Below are 26275 nucleotides of genomic sequence, written 5' to 3'. Positions count from 1 at the left end.
CCGGTTTAAGCCGGGTAATGAGTATGTACGATGTAGTTCACGTCTACATTCTTCGGAGACAACCAATACTGCTCTGTCAGCGGGTTGTAATGAAGACCTGTCATTGCCCGTTCTTGTAGCGGCGTGGCATCCACCATGCGCAATAACTCAGAAGGACGAATGAACTTGTTATGATCGTGTGTGCCCTTTGGCACGACTTTCATGATGTGCTCGGCACCCACAATCGCAAACAGCCAAGATTTGGTATTTCGGTTTAACGTCGAAAAGAAAACATGACCGCCGGGTTTTACCATGCGCGCACACGATGCAATGACAGATGCAGGGTCGGGCACATGCTCAAGCATTTCCATGCATGTCACGATATCATACTGTGCTTCATTGCTCGCCGCGTGTTCTTCAGCCGTTGATTGGATGTACTTTACCTTGGTGTCTGTTTCTAGGGCATGCAAGCGCGCCACGGTAAGAGGTTCTTTACCCATGTCTAGGCCGGTTACGTCTGCACCTTCTCTCGCCATGCTCTCGGCTAAGATACCGCCGCCACATCCTACATCGAGGACTTTCTTGCCGAAGATGCCATTGCTACGTTCAATCACGTAATCCAAACGAAGAGGGTTGATCTGGTGAAGGGGCTTAAACTCGCCCTCAAGATCCCACCATCGAGACGCCATATCTTCGAATTTTTTAATTTCTGCCGGATCGACATTGGCCTGATTTGTCATCGAATGTTTGTCCCTAACTCTTACTTATAGTGTCTGGGTACAAATATATGGGAAATGCAGATCATTGAGAAGCATGAAGATCTGAATCGGTGCTTGTGATTGCGTACGGCGTTGCGGGGAATGAAATCATGCAGGCAGCGATGCTGGCGGCTTTACCAAAGCAACAAGGTTCGGCAAAGCCGATGGTACGGTGCGTGGTGAATGGTCAGTGAAACTTATGTGGCATTGGTGATGGTCACTGCTGCCAACAGCCCAAATAAAAGGTATTTACCGACAATAATCGCCACCCCAACAGCGTTGATCGCGTGAAAAATCATAGCGCCCCCTTATGAACACGAAAGTGTGTCATGCGTTATTTGACCTTAACTAAACTAGGGTTATTGGGAGCAGTTTCTCACTGTATCCATCCTTCCTTTATTACATGCTGAATCGTGAACTGAACATGTTTCAAACGCCGCGGGCAAAAATTGACTCAGTGCCTCTGTAAGCAATGATCATGAAAGTATCAACCTCCACCTTGAAGTTGAGCGTTTTTTCGCCCTGTTGAGCCTTAGAGCGCCAAAATAAGAGTAATCCGTGATTTATCTCTGGTTTAGACTGTGACTCTTTGGCTGCTTTTATGATATTATTTACGGTCTTGCACGTAGTCATCTTTGACATACTTACCTGAGGGATATTGGCTCCATGAGCGATCTTGCTAAAGAGATCACGCCCGTCAACATTGAAGAGGAGCTGAAAAGCTCTTATCTCGACTATGCGATGTCAGTTATCGTTGGTCGTGCTCTTCCAGACGTTCGTGATGGTCTGAAGCCAGTACACCGCCGCGTTTTATTCGCGATGAATGTACTAGGCAATGACTGGAACAAAGCATACAAAAAATCTGCCCGTGTTGTTGGCGATGTGATCGGTAAATACCACCCACACGGTGACAGCGCTGTTTATGACACCATCGTCCGTATGGCACAGCCTTTCTCGCTGCGCTATATGCTGGTTGATGGACAAGGCAACTTTGGTTCAATTGACGGCGACTCTGCGGCGGCAATGCGTTACACCGAAGTTCGCATGTCAAAAATTGCCCACGAACTATTGGCGGATCTCGACAAAGACACCGTCGATTACGTACCTAACTATGACGGTACTGAACAGATCCCAGAAGTCATGCCGACGCGAATTCCTAACCTATTGGTTAACGGTTCTTCGGGTATTGCTGTGGGTATGGCAACCAATATTCCTCCGCATAACTTAACGGAAGTTGTTAGCGGTTGTTTGGCATACATTGAGAATGAAGACATCACTATCGAAGAGTTGATGACGCACATTCCAGGTCCAGACTTCCCAACAGCTGCAATGATCAATGGCCGTAAGGGCATTGAAGATGCGTACCGTACCGGTCGCGGCAAGATTTACCTGCGCTCTCGCGCGGAAATCGAAGTCGAGAAGAACGGTAAAGAAACGATCGTTGTGACGGAAATCCCTTATCAAGTCAACAAAGCACGTTTGATCGAGAAGATCGCCGAGCTGGTGAAAGATAAGAAGATTGAAGGTATCAGCGCGCTTCGCGACGAGTCTGATAAAGACGGTATGCGCATCGTTGTTGAATGTAAGCGTGATGCGGTGGGTGAGGTTATCCTCAACAACCTATACGCACAAACGCAACTTCAGACCTCTTTCGGTATCAACATGGTTGCGCTGGACAATAACCAGCCACGTTTGTTTGGCCTTAAAGACATGCTGAAGTGCTTCGTGAATCACCGCCGTGAAGTGGTGACACGTCGTACTATCTACGAATTGCGCAAAGCGCGTGACCGTGCCCACATCTTGGAAGGTTTGGCGATTGCACTGGCGAACATCGATGAAATCATCGAAATGATTCGTAATGCACAAACCCCAGCGATTGCACGTGAACAACTACAACAACGTGGTTGGGATCTAGGTTCTGTTGCTGCAATGCTTGAAGCAACGGGTGTTGATGCTGCTCGCCCAGAATGGCTGGAAGATGAGTTTGGTGTTCGTGATGGAAAATACTTCCTTACTGAGCAACAAGCACAAGCTATCTTGGACTTGCGTTTACACAAACTGACCGGTCTTGAGCACGAAAAGATCCTTGATGAATACAAAGAGCTGCTACAACTTATCGGCGAATTGATGTTCATCCTGTCTAGCCCAGAGCGCCTCATGGAAGTTATCCGTGAAGAGCTTGAAGCAGTACGTGATGGCTATGGCGATGAGCGCCGTACCGAAATCACCGCTGCAAGCCATGACATCGATATCGAAGATCTGATCAACCAAGAAGACGTGGTTGTGACATTGTCTCACGAAGGCTATGTGAAATATCAACCACTTACTGACTACGAAGCTCAGCGTCGTGGCGGTAAAGGTAAGTCAGCGACTCGCATGAAAGAAGAAGACTACATTGAGCGTCTTCTGGTTGCGAACACGCACGACACCATTTTGTGCTTCTCAAGCCGCGGCCGTATGTACTGGCTGAAAGTGTATCAATTGCCACTTGCGTCGCGCACTGCGCGTGGTAAGCCAATTGTTAACTTGCTACCGCTTGAGGCCAATGAGCGCATCACAGCAATCTTGCCTGTGAAAGAATACTCAGACGACAAGTTTGTCTTCATGGCAACCGGCGACGGTACTGTGAAGAAAACGCCGTTGACTGACTTCAGCCGTCCACGTAGCGCGGGTATCATCGCGGTTAACCTACGTGAGAACGATTCGCTGATTGGTGTAGATATCACAACCGGTGATAACGACATCATGCTGTTCTCTCGTTTCGGTAAAGTGGTTCGCTTTAACGAATCTCAGGTACGTGGCATGGGCCGTACTGCGGCGGGTGTTCGCGGTATTAAGTTGGCAGAAGGCGATAAAGTGGTATCACTGATCGTTCCTCATGTTGATGGCGATATCCTGACTGTGACTGAAAACGGTTACGGTAAGCGTACTGAGCTTGAAGAGTACCCAGCGAAGAGCCGTGCGACACAAGGTGTTGTGTCTATCAAGGTGTCTGAGCGTAATGGCCCAGTGGTTGGTGCGGTTCAAGTGAGCGAAGGCGACGAGTTCATGATGATCACCAACGCGGGTACGCTGGTACGTACGCGTGCGTCTGAAGTGAGCCAGGTTGGTCGTAACACCCAAGGTGTGACACTGATCCGCACAAGCAAAGACGAAGCGGTTGTCGGTCTGCAACGTATCGAAGAACCTGATGAAGACGAACTACTCAACAACATCGAAGACGGTGAAGTTGTAGAAGGTTCGGAAACATCAGCCGATGCGCCAACAGCAGAATCTGCACCAGAAGCGCCAAAAGCTGAAGACGACGCTGAAAGCGAGTCTGACGAAGAGTAATCTTCACGCTTTTATTAGCGCCTAATAAAAACGCAGCATTCGCTGCGTTTTTTTATGCCCGTCATTATTGATGCCTAAATCGCCTGTCTAAGCGTGAATCGCGCATCTTCGTGCTGTTTGTGTGTAAGCCACGTTTGTCCCGCTTTTCTCGTTTCAATTACGGTGGTAAGGTGATGAAACATATTTTTCTTCTAGTGTTTCCGACGACCGCGCAGAGGGCGCGATTTGGGTTCAGGGATAATCCAATTGTATTTGGAAACGCTACAGTCTCGCGATGTAACGCAGGAGCATTCAATAATCATGGAAAAGGTATACAACTTCTCAGCTGGCCCCGCGATGTTGCCACAAGAAGTCTTAGCAAACGTTCAATCTGAGTTAGTGAATTGGAATGGCATTGGCTCTTCCGTCATGGAAATTTCCCACCGCAGCAAAGAGTTTTTAGCGGTAGTGGCAGATGCAGAGAAAAATCTGCGTGAATTACTTTCTATCCCAGAGAATTACCACATCCTGTATTGTCAGGGTGGGGCGCGCGCGCAATTTGCTGCTGTGCCAATGAACTTGCTGGGCAGCAATACCATTGCCGATTACATTGATGCTGGCTTCTGGGCAAACAGTGCCGTTAAAGAAGCAAAGAAATATTGCACCCCGCACGTCGTGAATGTGCTGACGACCATTGACGGTAAGCGCGCTGTATTACCCGCGAAAGATTGGAAATTGAGTTCAGATGCAGCCTATGTGCACTTCTGCCCGAACGAAACGATCGATGGTATTGAAATTCGCGATTTGCCAGAAACGAACAAGCCGATCGTCGCTGACATGTCGTCTACCATTCTGTCTCGTCCAATCGACGTATCAAAATACGGTGTGATTTACGCGGGCGCACAGAAGAACATTGGTCCTGCTGGTATTACCTTGGTGATCGTGCGTGATGATCTGCTGGGCAAAGCGAAAGAGTTTCTACCGAACATTCTGAATTACACCACGTTGGTGGATAAAGAATCTATGTTCAACACGCCGCCAACATTTGGTTGGTACCTTGCAGGAGAAGTGTACAAATGGCTTCTGGCGCAAGGCGGTGTTGAAGCAATGCGCGTTAAGAACGAAGAGAAAGCGGCGCTGCTTTACAGCTGTATTGATGAATCAAGCTTCTATGTGAATAACATTCATGAAAATAACCGCTCTCTAATGAATGTACCTTTCCAGCTTGCTAATCCTGAACTAGATGCTGCTTTCCTAGAAGAAGCGGCAGCACAAGGTTTGGTTGCACTGAAAGGTCACCGTGAAGTGGGCGGCATGCGTGCGTCTATTTATAACGCGATGTCGTTGGAAGGTGTGCAAGCGCTGGTAGCTTTCATGAAAGCATTTGAAGCAAAAAATGCCTAAGCGACCATTCGCAGCCTAACGAAAGAAAAGCCGTCGAAAGACGGCTTTTTTGTGCCAGTAACGTCGCTACGCGATCAAATACCCCACCTTTTTACCACAAGATATTAACGATTGATTACGCGGTGAGCACTTGTGCTCCGATGCTTGCGCAAACGTTTGCTATTTTGTTTTCTGACTATAGAATGACGCGAAATTTCCTTCACATCAGACGTTTATCCTTTCAGGTGTTCTGAGTAACAGCAATCACAGAGCAAGATACCTGTCGGGCCTATTACCCATTCAGCGTAATAGTGAATGTCCCACCTTCAAAGGTAGAGTTGTATGAGTGTTTCCCAGTCTTCGAATGATGCGCCCGTTAGAAATTCTGAACTTGTTTATCGTCTTGATGACAAGCCACCGCTACCACAAACACTTTTCGCTGCTGTTCAGCACTTGCTTGCGATGTTCGTTGCCGTGGTTACGCCGTCTCTTATTATCTGCCAAGCGTTAGGGTTGCCAGCGTCAGACACCAACACCATAGTCAGCATGTCTCTTTTTGCGTCGGGGTTAGCGTCGTTTATCCAGATCCGTACCATCGGCCCACTGGGTTCTGGTTTGCTTTCCATTCAAGGGACGAGCTTTAATTTTCTTGGCCCCATTATTGGTACAGGCCTTGCGATGAAAGCGGGTGGTGCGAGCGTGGAAACCATGATGGCAGCGATTTTCGGCACCATCATGGTTGCAGCCATGGCAGAAGTACTGCTTTCGCGCGTTCTTGAGCATGCACAGCGCGTGATCACGCCGTTAGTGTCAGGCATTGTCGTGACCTTGATTGGTTTGACGCTTATTCAAGTCGGCTTAACGTCGATGGGCGGTGGTTATGCAGCGATCGAAAACGGCACTTTCGGTAGCCTTGAGAACTTGACCCTTGCGGGGACGGTGCTGGGTGTGATTGTGCTGCTTAACCGCATTGATAATCCTTACCTTCGTGTATCTTCCATCGTAATTGCTATGGCATCAGGGACCTTGGTTGCGTTCTTCTTTGGCATGGTAAACACATCGCCGGCAGAAAATGTCGAATGGATTGCGATTCCTCAGCCAATGCAATATGGCTTGTCGTTTGATTGGGGTTTGCTGATCCCACTTGTCATCGTGTTCTTGGTGACGTCCTTGGAAGCGATTGGTGATATTACCGCGACATCGGAAACCTCCGAGCAGCCAGTTTCTGGACCAATTTACATGAAACGTATCAAAGGTGGCGTGTTGGCTGATGGTGTGAACTCTGCGTTGGCGGCGGTATTGAACAGCTTCCCGAACTCCACCTTTAGTCAGAACAACGGCATCATCCAGCTTACGGGTGTGGCGAGTCGCTACATTGGTTACTTCATTGCGGGAATGTTGGTGCTGCTGGGCTTGCTCCCTGGTGTAGCAACCTTGGTTCAGCTCATCCCTGAACCTGTCTTAGGTGGGGCAACCATTGTGATGTTCGGTACGATTGCCGCATCGGGGATCCGTATCATTTCGCGTTGTGAGTTGAACCGCCGAGCGATCCTGATCATGGCGCTGTCGTTCTCAATGGGATTGGGCATCGCGCAGAAACCAGAAATCCTTCAATTTATGCCAGAGTGGATCCGCAACATTCTTTCTTCCGGCATGGCGGCGGGTGGTATTACCGCCATCATCTTGAATCTTGTGCTGCCACAAGAACATAAAGACGATTAAGCGCGCGTCAAACTGCAAAAAAGCGACGTGCACTGTGTGGCGTTTGTTGAAGTAGCCAGTCTGTTACTTCAACGCGTCGCCTTTTTATATGCACTCAATGGCGTTGATTTGTCTCAATTCTCACCTCTTGTTTCTATACTGAGAAAGTTGGAGGTGCAGTTATGTCAAACCGTTCTGAAGCTGCTCAAGAAAAAGGAGCAGCCATTGTGTCAGATTCTACATCTAGTCAAACGCAAGTTTCCCCCGAAAATAGCGGCTCTATCTCATCGGATAGCTCGCCGTTGGACACCAGTGAAAATCCAGAATCCCATCACCATACATGCCAGTATCTCGATCCTGATGGCAAGGAGCACGTCTGCTCTGAGGTCGCAGGGGAATCAGGTTTTTGTTTTTGGCATGATGAAAATCAGCCCAGAGACCAAGAAGACATCAAAGCGCGACTCGAAGCCTTCGCAAAACAAGGGGGGCAACTACGCGGCATCATTGTTAAGCGCGCGGATTTGCAAGACGTGAATTTAGTTCGGCACGGGCCGGGCGGCGGCTATGATCTGAGTTATGCAAATTTTTACCGCTCGAACATGACGAATGCACATCTGTTCAACGCAAAGTTTGATAACGGCAGTTTGATGAAGGCGGACTTACATGATGCAAACATTCATTGCGCAAGTTTTATCAACTGTAACCTTTTGGGCGTAAAACTCACCGATACCAAAATAGATAACATTAAAATCGGGACGTTACTCCAACAAGAATCGGAAGGTAGGGTTGCCGAACGGCAAGGAGATTTAGAGAAAGCCCTCGATCTCTATGAGCAATCAGAAGAGATCTATCGTGATTTACGCAAAGCATCCGAAGCGCAGGGCATCTTTACGATGGCGGGATATTTTTTACAAAAAGAACTCACAATGCGTCGCTTCCAAATGCCAATGTTTTCCACTCAGCGCGCCATGTCAAAAACCGTTGATTTATTCTGTGGTTACGGTGAAAGCCCTATCCGCGTTATCTTCTTTTCGTTAGCACTGATTCTGTGGTGTGCGATTATCTACTTCTACATGGGAATACAATTTGCGGGCGAAACCGTTGCGTATTCTGCACAACAAACGTTCGCAGACAACTTCTGGGCGTTTTCTGATTGTCTTTATTACAGTGTCGTCACCTTTACCACCTTAGGGTACGGGGATTTTATTCCCATTGGCATGTCGAGATTGGTGGCTGCCACCGAAGCATTTACGGGCAGTTTTACTATCGCACTCTTCGTGGTGGTGTTTGTTAAGAAAATGACGCGTTAGCTGCAAATCATTCTGAAAAGCAGTAAAACGAAACATCCGAGCAGCTGGGGGTAGCCCCTCGGCTGCTTTTTCGTTACTCTCATAGTACGAAAAATAAAGGATCTCAGAAGTTCAGATGGAGCAATTGACGTTACAACCTATTTCTAAGATTAACGGCACCGTTAATCTTCCTGGTTCAAAAAGTGTGTCTAACCGTGCACTGCTATTGGCAGCACTTGCCAACGGAACCACCCGCCTAACCAATCTTCTCGATAGCGACGACATTCGCCACATGCTGACAGCACTGGCTAAATTGGGTGTTACCTACCGTTTGTCAGATGACAAAACAGAATGTGAAGTTGTCGGCTTAGGCGGTGCATTTACTACGTCTGAATCTATGGAGCTGTTCCTTGGCAATGCGGGAACCGCAATGCGTCCCCTTGCTGCAGCGCTGTGTCTGGGTAAAGGCGAATACGTCTTAACTGGCGAGCCGCGCATGAAAGAGCGTCCTATCGGCCACTTGGTCGAAGCGCTTAAAACCGTGGGGGCAGACGTCACTTATCTCGAAAATGAAAACTACCCACCGCTGAAAATTGTCGGTCGTGAGATCGCGGGTGGACGCGTTGAGATTGACGGCTCTATCTCAAGTCAGTTTTTGACTGCCTTTTTGATGACAGCACCGTTGTTCAGTGGTGACACCGAGATTCATATTAAAGGCGATTTGGTTTCCAAGCCTTACATCGACATTACGCTGCACATCATGGCGCAATTTGGTGTGTCGGTTGAAAACGGCAACTATCAAGTCTTCAAGGTGAAGGGCAACCAAACCTATCAAGCCCCTGGTGACTTTTTGGTCGAAGGCGATGCCTCATCTGCGTCATATTTCCTTGCTGCTGCAGCCATTAAAGGCGGCGAAGTGAAAGTGACGGGCATTGGTAAAAAGAGCATTCAAGGTGATGTTCAATTTGCAGATGCACTTGCTGCGATGGGCGCAGATATCGAATGGGGCGATGACTATGTGATTGCTCGTTGCGGAACGCTGAATGCAGTGGATTTAGATTTTAACCACATTCCAGATGCTGCCATGACCATCGCGACGACAGCGCTGTTCGCCAAGGGCACTACGGCGATTCGCAATGTTTACAACTGGCGAGTGAAAGAAACGGATCGACTTGCGGCAATGGCGACGGAGCTACGCAAAGTGGGTGCGGAAGTCGAAGAGGGTGAAGATTACATCACCATCACGCCGACGGATAACCTTCAGCACGCAGCCATTGACACCTATGATGATCACCGCATGGCGATGTGTTTTTCTCTGGTTGCATTAAGCGACACTCCCGTGACAATTAATGACCCGAAATGCACCTCGAAAACCTTCCCTGACTATTTCGAGAAGCTTGAAGGGTTGGCGGAAAGATAACGCAACAGCGTGTAATAAAATTGAGAGCAGGTCAGTTTACAGCTGGCCTGTTTTTTTTGTCCTAGTTTCCTTATAATACGCCCCCGATTCTTCGGAGTAGGTACTTGGTGCTGCATCTGTTGATGCTCTGCTAACCTATTCTGAACGTAAATGATTTGGAGAAAAGAATGTCTACCCAAGCGCCTGTAATTACCGTTGATGGCCCAAGTGGAGCCGGAAAAGGAACTCTTTGTATGCTATTGGCGGAGAAGCTGGGCTGGCATCTGCTGGACTCTGGCGCGATTTATCGCGTGCTTGCGCTGGCGGCTATTCACCACGGTGTCGATCCTGAATCTGAAGATGCGTTAGTGCCTCTGGCTGCGCACCTTGATGTGCAATTTAAAGCGGAAGGGGAGCTTGTCAAAGTGATCCTAGAAGGCGAAGACGTCTCTAGCGAATTGCGCAAAGAAGAAACAGGCATGGCCGCGTCAAAAGTGGCGGCATTGCCACGTGTTCGTGAAGCATTGCTGCGCCGTCAACGCGCATTTGCAGAAGCGCCAGGTTTGGTTGCTGATGGTCGCGATATGGGCACAGTGGTTTTTCCTAAAGCAGAAGTGAAAATCTTCCTTGATGCAAGTGCTGAAGAGCGCGCCACTCGCCGCATGAACCAGTTGCAACTAAAGGGGTTAGATGTTAACTTTGACCGCCTTTTGAACGAAATTCAGGAACGTGATGACCGAGATCGCAACCGCGCAGTCGCGCCATTACGTCCCGCGGACGATGCACTATTGCTAGATTCAACCTCTCTCAACATTGAGCAGGTGCTCGAGCAAGCTTTGTCCTATATTGAAAGTAAATTTACCGTTACTTCTTGAAGTAGCGGCAAAGCCGTTGGTCGCAAGGATGATGACCGACATTAATATCAACCCCACGCGGTAGGATACCCGTGGACGTTTAAATAATTGAAGATCAAATTAATGACTGAATCTTTTGCTTCACTCTTTGAAGAGTCTCTTAAAGAGCTAGAAACCCGCCCAGGTGCCATCGTTAAAGGTACTGTTGTAGCTATCGAGAACGGTTACGTTCTAGTTGACGCTGGCCTGAAATCAGAATCTTCTATCCCTGCTGAGCAGTTCAAAAACGCTGCTGGCGAGCTAGAGATCGAAGTTGGCGCTGAAGTTGACGTAGCTCTAGACGCGATCGAAGACGGTTTCGGTGAAACTCAACTGTCTCGTGAAAAAGCGAAACGTCATGAAGCTTGGATCCAACTGGAGAAAGCTTACGAAGAAGCTGAAACTGTTATCGGTGTTATCAACGGTAAAGTTAAAGGCGGTTTCACTGTTGAGCTTAACGGCATCCGTGCGTTCCTACCTGGTTCACTGGTTGACGTTCGTCCAGTTCGTGACACTGCTCACCTGGAAGGCAAAGAGCTGGAGTTCAAAGTTATCAAGCTAGACCAGAAGCGCAACAACGTTGTTGTTTCTCGTCGTGCTGTTATCGAATCTGAAAACAGCGTTGAGCGTGATGAACTGCTTGCTTCTCTGCAAGAAGGTATGGAAGTTAAAGGTATCGTTAAGAACCTGACTGACTACGGTGCATTCGTAGATCTAGGCGGTGTTGACGGCCTGCTTCACATCACTGACATGGCTTGGAAACGCGTTAAGCACCCATCAGAAATCGTTAACGTTGGTGACGAGATTCTGGTTAAAGTTCTTAAGTTCGACCGTGACCGTACTCGCGTATCACTAGGTCTTAAGCAACTTGGCGAAGATCCATGGGTAGCAATCGCTAACCGTTACCCAGAAGGCCACAAGCTAACTGGTCGTGTAACTAACCTAACTGATTACGGCTGCTTCGTAGAAATCGAAGAAGGCGTTGAAGGTCTAGTACACGTTTCTGAAATGGACTGGACTAACAAAAACATTCACCCATCTAAAGTTGTTAACGTGGGTGACGAAGTTGAAGTTATGGTTCTGGACATCGACGAAGAGCGTCGTCGCATCAGCCTAGGTCTGAAGCAATGTAAAGCGAACCCTTGGAACTCATTTGCAGAAATGCAAAACAAGGGCGACCGTGTAACTGGTAAGATCAAGTCTATCACTGACTTCGGTATCTTCATCGGTCTAGACGGCGGCATCGACGGTCTTGTTCACCTGTCTGACATTTCTTGGAATGTTGCAGGCGAAGAAGCGGTTCGTGACTTCAAGAAAGGCGACGAAATCTCTGCAGTAGTTCTTCAGGTTGATGCTGAGCGTGAGCGTATCTCACTAGGTATCAAGCAAATGGAAGAAGACCCGTTCAACAACTATGTTGCTGACAACAAAAAAGGCACCATCGTAACGGGTAAAGTAACTGCTGTTGACGCGAAAGGCGCAACTGTTGAGCTAATCGAAGGCGTTGAAGGTTACCTACGTGCTTCTGAAGCATCACGTGACCGCGTTGAAGATGCGACTCTTGTTCTTGCTGTTGGCGACGAAGTTGAAGCGAAGTTCACCGGTGTTGACCGTAAGAACCGCGTAATCAACCTTTCTGTACGCGCGAAAGACGAAGCAGACGAGCAAGAAGCTATGGCTACTCTGAACAAAGCAGACGATGCTGCGTTCGGTAACGCAATGGCAGATGCTTTCAAAGCTGCGAAAAGCGAATAATTTAGTGCAATGAGGGGGAAATATTCCCCCTCTATGTTTATACTGTTGAGAAACTTACTAAAAGCGGGGTATTCATGACCAAGTCTGAGTTAATCGAAAGACTGTGCAGTCAGCAAACCCATCTTTCTGCCAAACAGGTAGAAGATGCCATCAAGGAAATCCTTGAGCACATGGCCACTACGCTCGAAGAGGGTGACCGAATCGAGATCCGTGGTTTCGGCAGTTTCTCATTGCACTATCGCGCTCCTCGCGTTGGACGCAATCCAAAAACTGGCGACAAAGTTGAGTTGGACGGTAAATACGTTCCTCACTTCAAACCTGGCAAGGAGCTTCGTGATCGCGTCAACCTTGGTTGATTCGCTTTCGAACAAAAAAACGGCATGCTATACGTATGCCGTTTTTTTTATGCCTAATACAATGGTCTGACAAGCCAAATTACTGCATAATCACACATAAATAGCGCGGCGGATGATATTGGCTTATTCTCGATATTCGCTGATGGCTGAATTTTAAGAGGGAGTGACTGTGAAGATTATTGGTATCGTAATACTCGTTCTGTGTTTCCTAATCACACTCGCCTTAGGCGCGCAAAACCAAGAAGTGGTCAACTTCAACTATTTGGTCGCGCAAGGAGAGTTCAGATTATCATTGCTTCTGGGTGTGGTGTTTGGCACTGGCTTTGCACTCGGTTGGCTGATCTGCGGCATGCTTTACCTTCGAGCTCGTATGTCTACAGCGGTATTGAGAAAACAAGTTAACAAGCAACGCCAAGAGCTGGACAAGCTGCGTACGGACCCAGTAAAGGAATAATCGTAAATGCTTGAGCTGTTGTTTCTATTGCTGCCAATTGCCGCCGGTTATGGTTGGTATATGGGTAATAGGAATGCTCGTCATCGTCGTCAGGATCAGTCTCATCACCTATCGCGTCAATATGTAGCAGGTTTAAACCTTCTCTTATCTGATCAGTCTGATAAGGCGGTAGACCTTTTCATTGAGCTGCTCCAAGTCGACAACGAGACGATTGATACCCATTTAGCGCTCGGGAACCTATTCCGTTCTCGCGGGGAAGTCGATCGCGCAATTCGCATCCACCAAAACCTCATCGCTCGACCCAATCTCACGCTCGATCAACGTAACCTTGCTTTACAGCAACTCGCCAAAGACTACATGGTCGCGGGCTTCTTTGACCGCGCGGAAAAGATCTTCCATCAACTCATTGATGAACCCGATTATCGCGAGTTTGCATTACAACAATTACTCGCTATTTTTCAGCAAACCCGAGAGTGGGAAAAAGCCATCGACATAGCAAGTCGTTTGGTGAAAGGTGGTAAGAGCAAGCTCAAGCGCGACATCTCGCACTTTTACTGTGAACTTGCCATGCAGTCCATGGCCGACAGTGATGAAAAAGCAGTAAGACAATTGCTACGTAAAGCATTATCGACAGATAAAGCCTGCGTCCGAGCGTCCTTGATGTTGGCGCGAATAGACATCGATAATGGCGACTACAAAAGCGCCACGAAATCTTTGGAATCAGTGCTCGACCAAGACCCTGACTTTGTTAGCGAAGCGCTTCCTATGCTTGAAGACTGCTATCAAGAAATGGACAAAGAAATGGCGTTGGTTCGCTTCCTCAAGCATTGCATCGAAAAGAACACCGGTGTATCTGCTGAATTGATGATGTCTGACATCATTAACTCCCACGAAAATGCCGCCATGGCACAAACCTTCCTGACTCGACAACTCACGCGAAACCCCACCATGAAAGGCTTCCACAAATTGATGGAACTTCATGTCGAGCAAGCGGAAGAAGGACGCGCGAAAGCGAGCTTGAACACCTTAAAACACCTTGTAGAAGAACAACTAAAAATCAAACCACATTACCGTTGCCGTAAATGTGGCTTTTCAACACACTCGTTATACTGGCACTGCCCTTCGTGCAAAGGGTGGGGCTCAATTAAGCCTATCAGAGGGCTAGACGGAGAATAAGCAAGAATGCAGGACCCTAAAGTAATAGTTGCATTGGATTACCCAAACATTGATCAAGCGTTAGCCTTTGTTGATCGTATCGAGCCGGGTAGTTGTCATCTGAAAGTGGGTAAAGAGATGTTTACCCTATATGGTCCTGACTATGTGCGTCAGTTACACGCGCGTGGCCATACTGTGTTTCTTGACCTTAAGTTTCATGATATTCCAAACACCTGCGCGCGTGCTGTTGCAGCAGCGGCTGAACTCGGTGTGTGGATGGTTAACGTTCACGCAACGGGCGGAGAGCGCATGATGGTCGCTGCGCGAGAAGCGTTGGAACCTTATGGCAAAGACAAACCTTTGTTGATTGGCGTTACCGTGCTGACCAGCATGGAACAAAGCGACCTAGAAGGCGTGGGCATTGCGCGTGCACCACAAGACCATGTGATGTCTTTGGCAACCCTAACCCGCAACAGCGGCCTCGATGGTGTTGTATGTTCAGCTCACGAATCGAACATGCTTAAAACGTCTCTGGGCAGTGACTTCAAACTCGTTACTCCGGGTATTCGCCCTGCGGGCAGTGATGCTGGCGACCAGCGTCGCATCATGACACCGGTTGAAGCCGTTGCAGCAGGTTCAGATTACCTTGTGATTGGTCGTCCTATCACGCAAGCAGCCGATCCTATGGCTGTGTTGACAGAGATTAACGCCTCGCTGGCGTAAGCCTCTCGCGTTTATCCTAAAGCCGCTCAATGAGCGGCTTTTTTGTTTCCGACACGCTATGGGTTCGTCGTTTGAGCACGCAACACTAATGTGTGGTTGCTAAGAAGCGCCAGTTACATTTTTGAAGTGATTTCTCTCGCAACTTATTGAATGTTCAGTGAGTGTTAATGGTCGGTGCTCGTTTGTATTCAGGATGTGAATTACTATTAATCCTTATTTTACAAGGAGGTAGTGATGAGGTTATTGGTTACGCTTGCTACCCTGTTTCTCCTGATGGGGTGTCAAAGTACGTCGAACAGCAAGCTCGACGCAGACCCTGAATGGGTAACAGGGGAACTAGAAAATGGTCTGACTTACCATATCTACGCGTCAGACAAACACACACCTGTCTCTCTCCGATTTGTATTTGAAGCGGGTAGCCTTCAAGAAACAGATGCTCAGCTAGGCTATGCGCATTTTGTCGAGCATATGGCGTTCAACGGTTCTGAACACTTCGAACAAAATGGCATTCTTGATTATATGCGGAGCATTGGCGCCACCTTTGGCCCCGATGTTAACGCCTACACGAGCGAAAAGAACACGGTGTATGTCCTCGACCTACCCAATAATGCGCACCTCGACAAAGCGTTTAATTGGTTCAGTGATATCGCAAATGGGCTGAACCTTGACGCGAACGAAGTTGAGAAAGAAAAAGGGGTCATTGTTGGTGAATGGCGCGACTCCCGCAGAGAGAACAAATCGGCTTACATGTACATGTACGAGAAAGCGATCGCGCAATCCCAACTTGCTGCCCGTGATCCTATCGGTACGGTTCCAAGCATAGAAAGCGCAACGGACGTCTCTCTTCGTCAATTTTACGAAACCTGGTATCAACCGCAGCTAGCGCACATTGTTGTCGTGGGTGATGTGTCTGTTGACGAAATTAAAGCCCACATTCAACGCGAACTTGGAAAATGGGAACGTGGAAATACACCCGCCCCCGACACCTACGTCATCCCAACACCGCTTCCAGAAACCATTCTGCAGCCTGCACTGTCTGCGGAAGGCACCTCAGCAAGTTTTGCCTATGATTTAGGACCGACGGCGACGGAAAACAAAGGGCAGCTCTTTAATCAGTGGACCAACGAAGGCACGGCGTATTTGATCCGTGAGCGCTTAGCGGATGAACTGCTAGGCATCACTGGCAAGCCGAACAGCGTCGAAGTGGGTATTACCAGCGCTGGCGAACGCGATTTTCTCATCATCCGCGGATTGTTCCCTGCTGAACGTCGTGAGGAAGCGCAAACCGTGATTGTGGAGACGCTCGCCAGCATGCGTGATCGTGGTGTCGATGAAAAAGCCGTGGGGAATATTCGCTGGTATCAGGATGCACGAAAATACTACCAACAGTACGACGACAATTTGTTGCCCAAAGATCGTATCAGCAACTTCACGTGGGACTTAATGCGTGGAGAGCCGTCCCTTGGCACCGAAGATCTCTTGTCATTGCGTCTTGCTTGGTCCAGAACACTCAACCGTGATGGTGTGAGTGATCACCTTGAAACCATGCTGTCGAGTGAACCTGTGGTGTTTGGTTTTTGGTTAGACGATGAGCAAGAAGCGCAGGTTGAAGACCTGCTTGTTGATGCGCATACACGTCTTATGGAGCAAGGGAAAAAACGAGGCTCTCGTGGCGGCAATACCTTGTTGGCGGCAGTCTCGCATAAAGGGACAGTGGTTGCTGAGCAGAATAAGACCGAGACATTAAAGGTGTGGACGCTAAGCAATGGGGTTGAAGTTTGGTATCAACAAAATCCGAAAGCCAAAGAACAAGTTCGCATTGTTGTGGGTGATAAGGGCGGTCGCGCGCTGTTACCCGAGCACTTGGTCTCAGCCAGTTTCTTAATGCCCGATGCACTGTTCCTGTCTGGTTTAGCAGGGCAAGATGCTAAAGGTATTTCCCGCTATCTCAACGAGCGCAGCACTGCGATTTGGCCTGAAATTACACCGACTCGACACGCCCTGCACATTGATACTAACCGCTACTACATGGACGATGCGTTAGCGCTGACGCATCACCTCATTCAAAGCCCTGCATTTACAGAAGAGGGGCTGGCGCTGTCCAAGCAGAAGGTGAGCGAGGACTTTAAAAACTTCCATGCGTCCATAAACGGAAAGTATGACGATGCTGTCTTTAACAAGCTAAGAAACGACAATCCTGCTTACCGTTTATCGACAGTGGAAGACATTGATGCCACGTCACTTGCTGATATATCAGCCGTGCACGATGTGTATTTCAGCAAAGCGAGAAACACCAAGGTATACATCGTCGGTAACCTGTCTCCGAACCGCTTAAAACGCGCCGTTGCGAGAAATTTAGGCGGCATTGTGTTTGCAGAACCGAGTGTGCCTGAACTGAATATTCAGCCTGACACTTGGTCGCCAGCTTTGTCTGATGTACTCGGTATTTCTGAGGAAGAAAAGGGCAAGGGGCTCTCGGCACTTTATGTATTGTCTGAGGTGGAAAACGATCAAAGTGCAGAAATGGTATTCATTGATGACATTCTTACGCGTATTGCCACCAGAAAAGTACTGAACAGCGTGCGCGAACAAGCCGCTTTGTCTTACTCTCCAGGGTCGTTTGAGTTATCGATTGATAATGAAAAGTACACCGGGTGGGCGTTTGCTGCGTCTGTGAATCCGCGTCAAGCCAAGCAAGCGAACGACCTGTTTGAAGGCGTTGTTCAAGACATGGCTCAGGGCGTAAGCGACGATGAAGCAACCGTGGCATCGACACAATTGAGAGAAGCACTTCAAGGCCTCGATGAGAATGCACATCATCAAGCGAATATCTTTAGCCGCTATTTGTTCAATGGATGGGGTGTGGATGCATTGCTTGATGTGGATAAGACCATTGAAGGTATTTCTCCTGAAGAGGTCTCAGATCGTGCGAAGCTCATCTTTGGCAAACAGAGTAAGGTCGTCAGGGCCTACAACATGCCTGAAGGTGTGGCGCTGCCAGAGTAAGGCGTCGAACACGTGAAAATGGTGGTTTGTTAACTAGGCTACTTAAACGAACAACGCCCCGCATATTGCGGGACGTTTTATTTTCTCTAGAGACTAGAGACTAGAGACTAGAGACTTACACCGCGTTGTAACGTGAACGTCTATCCAGCGAAGGAGCCGTGAAGTGGCTTTCAATCAGGCGTTGTGTCAGTGCGTGTTTAGGGGCCGAAAAGACCTCTTCCGTCGCGCCTACTTCGACCACTTCGCCGTTTTGCATCACCATGACCTTATCCGCCATGTGCTTTACCACGCCCATGTGTTGCGATACATACACGTAAGACAGACCCATCAATTCTTGAAGCTCGATAAGAAGGTTCAGAATCTGCGAACGCATAGACATATCCAATCCGTTCAAGGCTTCATCGGCAACCAATACACACGGTTGAAGGATAATCGCACGCGCAAGTGACACACGCTGTTTCTGGCCTGTCGCCAGCATCTGCGGATAGAAATACGCGTGCTCTGGCAGCAAACCCACTTGGCGGAGCGTGTCTGACACACGTCGCTCTCGCTCTTGCGGCGTCATGTTTGTGTTTCGCTTTAGCGGGCTTTCTAAGATCTGGCCGATCTGGTTGCGTGGGTTGAGTGACGTGTTGGGATCTTGGAAAATCATGCGGATCAACTTACAACGTGTCTTATAGTCGTTGGGTTGCATGATCTCGCCATTCACGCGAATTTCACCGCCAGAGGGATCAACAACGCCTGCCAGCATTTTCGCCAGTGTCGACTTTCCTGATCCATTTTCCCCAATGATCGCCAATGTCTGCCCTGCATCTAATGAGAAAGACACGGGTTTCACCGCCTCAATCACGCGTTTGGTGAACAGGCCAGTACGGTATTGATAGTTCTTACACAAGCCATCAACTTCAAGCAGTGCGGTCATGCTTTTTGACTTCCATATTGAGAGGGAAATGGCAGGCAAACTTGTGGTTTTTCACTTTTCGCGTGCGTGGTACTTCAACACACTTACGTTGCGCATAGGGGCAACGTGGGCCTAAACGGCACCCAATCGGTAAGTGTTGAAGGGGTGGAATTGCACCGGGTAGTGCTTCCAGTTTGCTCTTGTGAGGGATTTCTTTGCTGAAATCAGGCATCGCGCGAAGCAAGGCATCGGTATACGGGTGGTGTGGTGATTGCAGAATCTGTTTGCGGCTTGCGGATTCCACCGATTGCCCGCAATACATTACCGTAATGCGGTCAGCCCATTGAGTCACTGTGGTCAGGTCATGGCTGATCAGCAAAATCGTGGTATTTGAAAGCTGATTGGTTCGGCTCAACAAACGGAAAATCTGGGCCTGCGTGATGGGGTCCAAGTCGTTAGTGGGTTCATCAGCAATCAATAGGCGAGGGCGGTTCGCAATCGCCATGGCAATCATAACCTTCTGACACTCTCCGTCGGTTAACTCGTACGGATAGCTGTTCATGATGCGCTTGTGGTCTTTAATCCCCACTTTATGGAGTAAGGCGATGGATTGCTGCTTACGCCAGTTTAAGCGCTGCCACCAACTGCCACTGAACGAGCTGGGTGGAATGGCTTCTTCAAGCTGATAGCCAACCGCTTCTGAAGGGTCGAGACAGGTTGATGGCTCTTGGAAAATCATCGCGATGTCTTTACCAACAACATGTCGGCGGTCGCGAGCTGGCAGAGAGAGCAAATCGATGTTGCCGAGACGCAAACGGTCAGCACTGATGCGCCAGTTGTCTTTGGTCACACCACAAATGGCCTTCGCCACCAAGCTTTTTCCCGAACCGGACTCACCCACAAGGCCACGGATTTCCCCTTCGTTGATCGTCAAACTCATACGATCAACGGCTTTAACTGGCCCTTGAGGTGTGTCGATTTCAATGGTCAGGTGTCGAATATCTAACAACGGCATTATTCAGTCCCCGAGTTAATCGCTTGTGTCAGGCCATCGCCGACGAGGTTAACAACCAAGACACTCATCATGATCGCCAAGCCCGGCAAGGTCACTGTCCATGGTGCAGTAAAGACGAGCTCAATGGAATCGCCCAACATGGTGCCCCATTCTGGTGAAGGAGCTTGTGCGCCCAGCCCCAAAAAGCCCAGTGCTGCAATGTCCAAAATCGCCACTGAAATTGCGCGTGTCAGCTCAGTACTGAGCGTAACGAAGATATTGGGTAGCACCGAGTGATACAGCAAGTAGAAGCTGTTCGCCCCATCAAGACGGGACGACAAGATATATTCTTTTTCCATTTCCGCGTGAACAGCGGTATATACCGAGCGGATAAAGCGTGGAATAAGCGCCAGCCAAACGGCCAGTAGAATGCTCATTTCGCCAGGGCCATAAAAGGCAACCATGATAATGGCGAGCAACAGAGAAGGAATTGAGAGCACGGTATCGAGTAAGTGGTTAAGGAAACTCGACTTCAAGCCCGATGTCATCCCCGCCAAAATACCGATGAAAACGCCGATGATACCTGCCGCCAAAGCCACGGAAATGGCGTAGCCAAAGGTGAGTCGTGAGCCTGCAATCAAGCGCGACAACATGTCTCGGGTTAGGTCATCCGTGCCGAGGAAGTAATCAACCGACCCCAGATTGTCCCAAGACGGTGGCAGCAATAGCTGACCCGTTTGGAATTGAGGGCCATATGGGGTAATCCACGGTGCGAAAATCGTGATGAGGATAAGCAAACATAAACACCACAAGCCAAAGACCGCGAGGGTGTTTTCACGAAAGGCAAACCAACAGCGTTCAAGCTGGTTGGGAATGCGTTGCTCTAGGTAAACACTATTTGAGGGCATACCATTCCTTCCTTGCCAGTGGGCTGATGGCAGCACCGGCTAAATCGGAGAAAATATTGGCAAGCAATACGATGCTACCTACGGTTAATACGCCTGCTTGAACCGCGACGTAATCTTGGAAACTTAATGCATCAAGCAGCCAAGTGCCAATGCCCGGCCAGTTAAAGATGGATTCCGTAATAATGGCAAATGTCATCATAGTAGAAATCTGAATACCGAATTTAGGGATGATGGGCGGCAGGGCATTTTTGAGCACATGGCGCATCACGATTTCGGATTTCGACAAGCCTTTGGTTGCTGCCGCCTTGATGTAGTTTTGTCCCATCACGTCTGACACGGAATCACGCAGCAAAGTGATGATTTCGGTGGTGGGTGCAACCGCGAGTACCAGAGTGGGCATAATCAGGTGGCGAATAATGTCTTCGAGCGCTTGTGAGCGCTGCGGGTGGTTTGACATCAACACATCCACCAAGGCAAACCCCGTGACTTGTGGGATTTCGAAGAGCAGGTTGTAGCGCCCAGAGACAGGCAACCAACCCAAGTAGAGTGAAAACACCATGATCATCAAAATCGCCATCCAGAAAATCGGAATGGAGAAGGTCAATAAGGTGATCGACGAAATGGTGATATCAGCGGGAGAGCCACGGCGAATACCGGCGAGTGTGCCTAAGGGAATGCCAATGATGAGCGCTAACAAGAACGCAAAAAAGCACAGCTCCAAGGTCGCAGGGAATACCCGCGCAAGTGACTCCGTGATCGGCGTGCCATTTGCTGCAACACCTAAATCACCTTGCAGAAGTTGTTTCAAATAGTGCATCCAACCGACCCAGAATTCTTGCTGGTTAAAAATGGAAGAGGGGTCGAGTCGTACAATGTTGTAGCCAATCAAGGTGAGGATCAGCAACGTGATGATGAATAGATTGAGCCGACGCAAAGCATAGATCAACATAGATCAGCGGCTCCTAGACACGTTTGCAAAAGATTTATCTCCGAAGGGACTAAGCGTAATACCCTGCAGTGTGGCGTTTCTCGCTTGATAATGAACACCGTGGGCAAGAGGGATAATTGGCATACGTTCGCGCAAAATCCCTTGCGCTTGCAGATAAAGATCGCGACGGTCGGCGCGCACATCAGTGGCGATGGCAGCATCGAGGAAACGGTCAAAATAGCGGTTACACCAGTTTGATAAATTCCATCCGGTAAATTTAGCGTTGCATGTAAGTAGTGGACGCAGAAAATTATCAGGGTCGCCATTATCGGCAATCCAGCCCGTCAGCACCATATCTAAACTGTCTAAATCTTCCCTTAATTGCTTACGGTTGACGTCTTCTTGAGCAATTAGCTTCACCGTGATGCCGATGGCCTTCAAATTCGATTGAATCAGCTCCGCCGTTTTACGCGGACTTGGGTTATAAGGTTTAGGCGTAAGTGGCACGAGCAGGTTCACACTAAAGCCGTGACGATAGCCCGCTTTGGCCATCAAACCAATGGCGAGTTGCGGGTCGAAATAGGTTTGTGTCTTCTCGTTATACGCCCAAGACATAGGCGGCAACATCCCCGTTGCAGGCGTGCCTGTACCGTAATACACAGATTGGATCAGGGCTTCACGGTTGATGGCCAAACTAATGGCTTGTCTCACTTCAAGTTCGGACAGCGCAGGGTGGCGCGTATTGAGCGACAAGAACGCCACGTTCATGCCGGTTTGAGAAGACAGAATAAAGTCGGGGTCTTTTTCGATAACAGACAGTTGGCTTGCGATGGGAGATGACAACACATCACATTCGCGCGTCACCAACTTTGCCAATGTCCCTGTCCCGCGAATACTGACGTCATACACCACTTGTTCCATGGGCGCTGCGCCGTTCCAGTATCCCCAGTGGCGCTTCAAACGAATAATTTGATGCGGCTTGTATTCATCAAGGTAGAAAGCCCCAGAGCCGACAGGGTGTGTATCGATGCGAGAAAGCGTATCTTCGCGGCGGAGCTTTTCAGCGTATTCCGCAGAATGCACAACGGCATAGGTGGTGGCGAGCGTGGAAAGGAACGACACATCAGGGCGAGAAAGGGTGAACTTAACGGTGTAATCATCAAGGGCTTCAACACGCTCGACAAGACCAGAAAAGTCCATGCTATCGAACCAAGGGTATTCACCGCCTGACACTTCGTGGAACGGATGATCGGGGTCAATCAAACGATTGAAGCTGAATACCACGTCTTCTGCATTCACGCCGCGATGGGGAATGAACCAATCTGTGACTTGGAATTTCGCGCTGCGGCGCAGTGAGAAGGTGTATTCTTTGCCATCAGGGCTGACCGACCAACTTTGCGCAAGCATGGGCACAGGTTGATACGTTTTCGGATCAAGCTGCAGCAGACGGTCAAATATCTGACTTGAAAGGGCATCCGCTGTCAGCCCACCATCGGTCAACTGTGGGTTGAATGTGTTGGGTTGACCCGGACCACAGTAAATAAAGCCGCGGTTGCGAACTGAATTGTCTGAGAACGGATCTTCGCATCCTGCCAAAAGGAGAATGGTTACGCTTGCAACCAGCAAGCGGCTTAGTGCTCTCATAAGCCAATGAATACGTAATAAAGTTAAGTGAGACAATTTACCACTTTAGCGCGTGTGTCACCAAGTAGCCGTATGAATATCTGTTAAAAATCAGGACATATGGCGGCGATTCTATTCAGAATCCTCTTTTTCATCGCCAACGAGATTGTACTTTCGCAATAATCCCCTTACTTGATGGTAGCTTAACCCGAGTTGCTCTGCGGCACGTCTTTGGTTGTACTTGGCTTGTATCATCGCAAATTCAACAATTTCTTTTTCTTGCGCCTGTTGCCACTGGCGTAAATCCATGGGCAGTGTAAATGCAGGCTCAGACACCTCTTTTTCTAACGATGTCACGGATTCCCAAGGCGCCGTGAAAGGGTCTAAGTGAATGGCATCAACGGGAGAGTCTTCATCGTTATGGCGATAAATCGCACGTTCTACCACGTTTTTAAGTTCACGCACGTTACCCGGCCAGTGGTAGGTGTTTAAGGCTTTTTCTGCTTCTTTGGTAAAACCTGCAAAGTAGCCGTACCCCAGTTCACGACACATTTTCAGTGCGTAATACTCCGCCAGCAGTGCAATATCCCCATGTCGCTCGCGCAGTGGCGGCAGATGAATCACGTCAAAGGCCAACCGGTCAAGCAAGTCAGCGCGAAACTTTCCTTCTTCGGCCAAGCGCGGCAAATCTTCATTGGTGGCGCAGATCAGCCTGACATCCGCATTGAGAATGTCGCTACCGCCGACGCGTTCATACTCGCCGTATTCAATCACGCGGAGTAACTTCTCTTGCACGCCAAGGGGAGAGGTGGCGAGCTCATCCAAAAACAAGGTGCCGCCTTCCGCACGCTCAAATCGGCCTTTGTGACGGCCTTTTGCGCCACTGAAGGAGCCAGCCTCATGGCCAAACAATTCTGAGTCGATTAATCCGTCGCTGAGTGCCGCACAGTTTAAGCTCACCAAGGGACCATCCCAACGACGTGACAAATAGTGTAGGCGTTTCGCGATAAGCTCTTTACCCGTGCCTCGCTCACCCAAAATCAAAAGTGGGCGGTTAAGAGGCGCAATGCGGGAGACGTGATCGAGCACAGAAAGGAAGTGGTCGGATTCACCAATCAGATTGTCAGGCTTTTGCATGGTTAAATTTACCAACTGTTAGTTTATTTCATCATACGCGGATTGGCGTAAAATGCACATAAGGCGTTAAGTGATTGAAATTTATAGTCTATAAAAGTTGGCACGCACTTTGATATAGGTAAGGCATATGAGGATTACCTCGTCACCTGTTAGCGCACTCAGCGCGATTGTAAAAGGAGCAATACAATGGGTATTTTTTCTCGCTTTGCAGATATCGTAAATGCAAACGTAAATTCACTGCTTGATAAAGCAGAAGATCCACAAAAAATGGTTCGCCTGATTATTCAGGAAATGGAAGACACTTTAGTTGAAGTTCGTACTTCTTCAGCACGCGCGCTGGCTGACAAAAAAGAGCTAGCACGTAAAGTGGATAACATCGAACGTCAAATGCACGACTGGCAAGAAAAAGCGACGCTGGCCCTGCAAAAATCCCGTGAAGATTTGGCGCGTGCCGCACTGATTGAAAAGCAAAAAGTGCATGATATTTTGCTGACGCTAAAAGAAGAGTACAACTTGGTTGAAGAAACCATTGAAAAGCTCGGTAACGAAGTCGCGGAACTGGAAACCAAATTGACAGAAACCCGTGCACGTCAAAAAGCCTTGGTCATGCGTCGTGAAGCGGCGGGCAATCGTCTTGATGTTCGTCGTCAATTGGACACTGGCCGTACGGATGAAGCAATGGCAAAATTCGAACAGTACGAACGCCGCATTGATGAGTTAGAAGCGGAAGCCGACAGCCTCAGCATTGGTAAAGGCAAGCGTTTGGAAGATGAGTTCGCCGACCTTCAAGCGCAAGACGACATTGAAAAAGAGCTGGCTCGCATGAAAGCAGAGCTAAAGGACAAAGAATAATTATACCTGCTTAAGGTAAGGAGAAAGCATGTCAATGGCGTTTCTATCTATCCCACTGGTGGTGTTTCTAGTACTTGTTGCACCACTGTGGCTATGGCTCCATTATCGCAGTAAGCGTCAGGTTGGTCAGGGTTTGAGTGGTGATGAATTCGCACAGTTACAAGCCTTGGCAGATCGCGCAGAATCACTGCAAGACCGTATCCATTCCCTAGAGCGCATTCTTGATGAAGAAGCGCCAAATTGGAGACACAAATAATGAGCAAAACACTGTATCGTGACCCGGTAAACGGAAAGCTCGGCGGTGTTTGTGCAGGCGTCGCCGATTACTTTGGTGTTGAAATATGGTTGGTGAGGATCCTCACAGTGACAGCATTTCTAATCGGCATGGGCTTCTTTGTGTTAGTGGCGTATCTCGCAGCAATGCTGATACTCGAAAAAATGCCACCGGAAGAAGCGCAGCAAACGCAACATACGCGTGATCACCAAGTCAAACAAAAGCCTTGGCAACGAGGCAAAACAGCGAGCGATTTGTTGGTTGATATCGACAATGAAATGAAAGAGATGGAGCAAGATGTAGCAAAAATGGAGGCGTATGTAACGTCGTCAGAGTTTGACTTAAACCGTAAGTTTAAACAGCTATAAGCGCATTCCTCTCATTCCCCCGCCTTATGCGGGGGACATACCCAAATTTCTTCTCATCATATTCTCGGTTTGGTTTCTTCTTTCGGCGTAAACTCTTCCGTGAGCCTTGTTTTGATTGAAGATGCTT

Annotated in this window: 22 protein-coding genes; 15 read left to right on the top strand and 7 right to left on the bottom strand. The window is 48.7% G+C overall.

What is annotated here, in order from left to right:
- Positions 1-5: 5 nt before the first annotated feature.
- Positions 6-719 (bottom strand): bifunctional 2-polyprenyl-6-hydroxyphenol methylase/3-demethylubiquinol 3-O-methyltransferase UbiG, encoded by a 714-nt coding sequence (gene ubiG / locus EQP46_RS04155; RefSeq protein ID WP_129492434.1) that lies wholly within the window; start codon positions 717-719, stop codon positions 6-8.
- A gap of 684 nt (positions 720-1403) precedes the next feature.
- On the opposite strand from ubiG, the gene gyrA reads away from it, so the two are divergent.
- The 12 genes from gyrA to EQP46_RS04090 all read left to right on the top strand — a co-directional run bounded on the left by gyrA (position 1404) and on the right by EQP46_RS04090 (position 18163).
- Positions 1404-4070: a DNA topoisomerase (ATP-hydrolyzing) subunit A gene (gene gyrA, locus EQP46_RS04145; protein ID WP_129492432.1), complete on the top strand. Its 2667-nt coding sequence runs from the start codon at positions 1404-1406 to the stop codon at positions 4068-4070.
- A gap of 300 nt (positions 4071-4370) precedes the next feature.
- Positions 4371-5453 (top strand): 3-phosphoserine/phosphohydroxythreonine transaminase, encoded by a 1083-nt coding sequence (gene serC / locus EQP46_RS04140; protein WP_129492431.1) that lies wholly within the window; start codon positions 4371-4373, stop codon positions 5451-5453.
- 321 nt (positions 5454-5774) lie between these two features.
- On the top strand, positions 5775-7154 hold the full coding sequence (locus EQP46_RS04135; RefSeq protein ID WP_129492430.1) for a uracil-xanthine permease family protein: 1380 nt from the start codon (positions 5775-5777) through the stop codon (positions 7152-7154).
- Between the two features lie 161 nt (positions 7155-7315).
- On the top strand, positions 7316-8443 hold the full coding sequence (locus tag EQP46_RS04130) for an ion channel (RefSeq protein ID WP_129492429.1): 1128 nt from the start codon (positions 7316-7318) through the stop codon (positions 8441-8443).
- Between the two features lie 115 nt (positions 8444-8558).
- The gene (gene aroA, locus EQP46_RS04125) at positions 8559-9842 is read left to right on the top strand and encodes a 3-phosphoshikimate 1-carboxyvinyltransferase (protein ID WP_129492428.1); all 1284 of its coding nucleotides are present in this window, start codon (positions 8559-8561) and stop codon (positions 9840-9842) included.
- Between the two features lie 167 nt (positions 9843-10009).
- A complete protein-coding gene (cmk, locus tag EQP46_RS04120; protein WP_026024552.1) occupies positions 10010-10696 on the top strand; it encodes a (d)CMP kinase in 687 nt (228 codons plus the stop codon).
- Positions 10697-10798: 102 nt separating this feature from the next.
- Positions 10799-12469 (top strand): 30S ribosomal protein S1, encoded by a 1671-nt coding sequence (gene rpsA / locus EQP46_RS04115; RefSeq protein ID WP_129492427.1) that lies wholly within the window; start codon positions 10799-10801, stop codon positions 12467-12469.
- A 74-nt stretch (positions 12470-12543) separates the two neighbouring features.
- The gene (ihfB, locus tag EQP46_RS04110) at positions 12544-12825 is read left to right on the top strand and encodes an integration host factor subunit beta (RefSeq protein ID WP_017009646.1); all 282 of its coding nucleotides are present in this window, start codon (positions 12544-12546) and stop codon (positions 12823-12825) included.
- A 169-nt stretch (positions 12826-12994) separates the two neighbouring features.
- Entirely contained in the window at positions 12995-13279 is a 285-nt protein-coding gene (locus EQP46_RS04105) for a LapA family protein (protein WP_017009647.1), read from the top strand.
- A gap of 6 nt (positions 13280-13285) precedes the next feature.
- Positions 13286-14455 carry a lipopolysaccharide assembly protein LapB gene (gene lapB, locus EQP46_RS04100; protein WP_129492426.1) on the top strand — a complete coding sequence of 390 codons (1170 nt, stop codon included), beginning with the start codon at positions 13286-13288 and terminating at the stop codon, positions 14453-14455.
- A 6-nt stretch (positions 14456-14461) separates the two neighbouring features.
- Complete coding sequence (gene pyrF / locus EQP46_RS04095) at positions 14462-15157, top strand: orotidine-5'-phosphate decarboxylase (RefSeq protein WP_129492425.1); 696 nt, start codon at positions 14462-14464, stop codon at positions 15155-15157.
- A gap of 234 nt (positions 15158-15391) precedes the next feature.
- Positions 15392-18163, top strand: coding sequence for a M16 family metallopeptidase (locus tag EQP46_RS04090; protein WP_129492424.1), 2772 nt, complete (start codon positions 15392-15394; stop codon positions 18161-18163).
- A 115-nt stretch (positions 18164-18278) separates the two neighbouring features.
- On the opposite strand, the gene EQP46_RS04085 is transcribed toward EQP46_RS04090, so the two are convergent.
- The 6 genes from EQP46_RS04085 to pspF all read right to left on the bottom strand — a co-directional run bounded on the left by EQP46_RS04085 (position 18279) and on the right by pspF (position 24654).
- Positions 18279-19085 carry a peptide ABC transporter ATP-binding protein gene (locus EQP46_RS04085; RefSeq protein ID WP_017012179.1) on the bottom strand — a complete coding sequence of 269 codons (807 nt, stop codon included), beginning with the start codon at positions 19083-19085 and terminating at the stop codon, positions 18279-18281.
- Positions 19069-20079 carry a peptide ABC transporter ATP-binding protein gene (locus EQP46_RS04080; protein WP_129492423.1) on the bottom strand — a complete coding sequence of 337 codons (1011 nt, stop codon included), beginning with the start codon at positions 20077-20079 and terminating at the stop codon, positions 19069-19071. Before EQP46_RS04080 ends, EQP46_RS04085 begins: the two co-directional genes overlap by 17 nt.
- Positions 20079-20966: a putrescine export ABC transporter permease SapC gene (sapC, locus tag EQP46_RS04075; protein WP_129492422.1), complete on the bottom strand. Its 888-nt coding sequence runs from the start codon at positions 20964-20966 to the stop codon at positions 20079-20081. Before sapC ends, EQP46_RS04080 begins: the two co-directional genes overlap by 1 nt.
- Complete coding sequence (locus tag EQP46_RS04070) at positions 20953-21915, bottom strand: ABC transporter permease (RefSeq protein ID WP_129492421.1); 963 nt, start codon at positions 21913-21915, stop codon at positions 20953-20955. The genes sapC and EQP46_RS04070 overlap by 14 nt, the downstream gene beginning before the upstream one ends.
- 3 nt (positions 21916-21918) lie before the next feature.
- Positions 21919-23538 carry an ABC transporter substrate-binding protein SapA gene (gene sapA, locus EQP46_RS04065; RefSeq protein ID WP_129492420.1) on the bottom strand — a complete coding sequence of 540 codons (1620 nt, stop codon included), beginning with the start codon at positions 23536-23538 and terminating at the stop codon, positions 21919-21921.
- Positions 23539-23649: 111 nt separating this feature from the next.
- Entirely contained in the window at positions 23650-24654 is a 1005-nt protein-coding gene (pspF, locus tag EQP46_RS04060; RefSeq protein WP_129492419.1) for a phage shock protein operon transcriptional activator, read from the bottom strand.
- A gap of 186 nt (positions 24655-24840) precedes the next feature.
- Between pspF and pspA the strand changes: the two genes are divergently transcribed.
- Genes pspA through pspC form a run of 3 tightly spaced genes read left to right on the top strand, consistent with a single transcriptional unit; the run spans position 24841 to position 26148 of the window.
- Positions 24841-25506: a phage shock protein PspA gene (pspA, locus tag EQP46_RS04055; protein ID WP_129492418.1), complete on the top strand. Its 666-nt coding sequence runs from the start codon at positions 24841-24843 to the stop codon at positions 25504-25506.
- 28 nt (positions 25507-25534) lie between these two features.
- Entirely contained in the window at positions 25535-25762 is a 228-nt protein-coding gene (pspB, locus tag EQP46_RS04050) for an envelope stress response membrane protein PspB (RefSeq protein ID WP_129492417.1), read from the top strand.
- Positions 25762-26148: an envelope stress response membrane protein PspC gene (pspC, locus tag EQP46_RS04045; RefSeq protein ID WP_129492416.1), complete on the top strand. Its 387-nt coding sequence runs from the start codon at positions 25762-25764 to the stop codon at positions 26146-26148. Before pspB ends, pspC begins: the two co-directional genes overlap by 1 nt.
- The last annotated feature ends 127 nt before the right edge of the window (positions 26149-26275 follow it).

Source organism: Enterovibrio baiacu (assembly GCF_004120195.1).
In the GTDB taxonomy this organism is placed as follows: Bacteria; Pseudomonadota; Gammaproteobacteria; order Enterobacterales; family Vibrionaceae; genus Enterovibrio; species Enterovibrio baiacui.
Note: the sequence above shows the minus strand (reverse complement) of the source record. Positions and strands in the feature narration are given on the sequence as shown.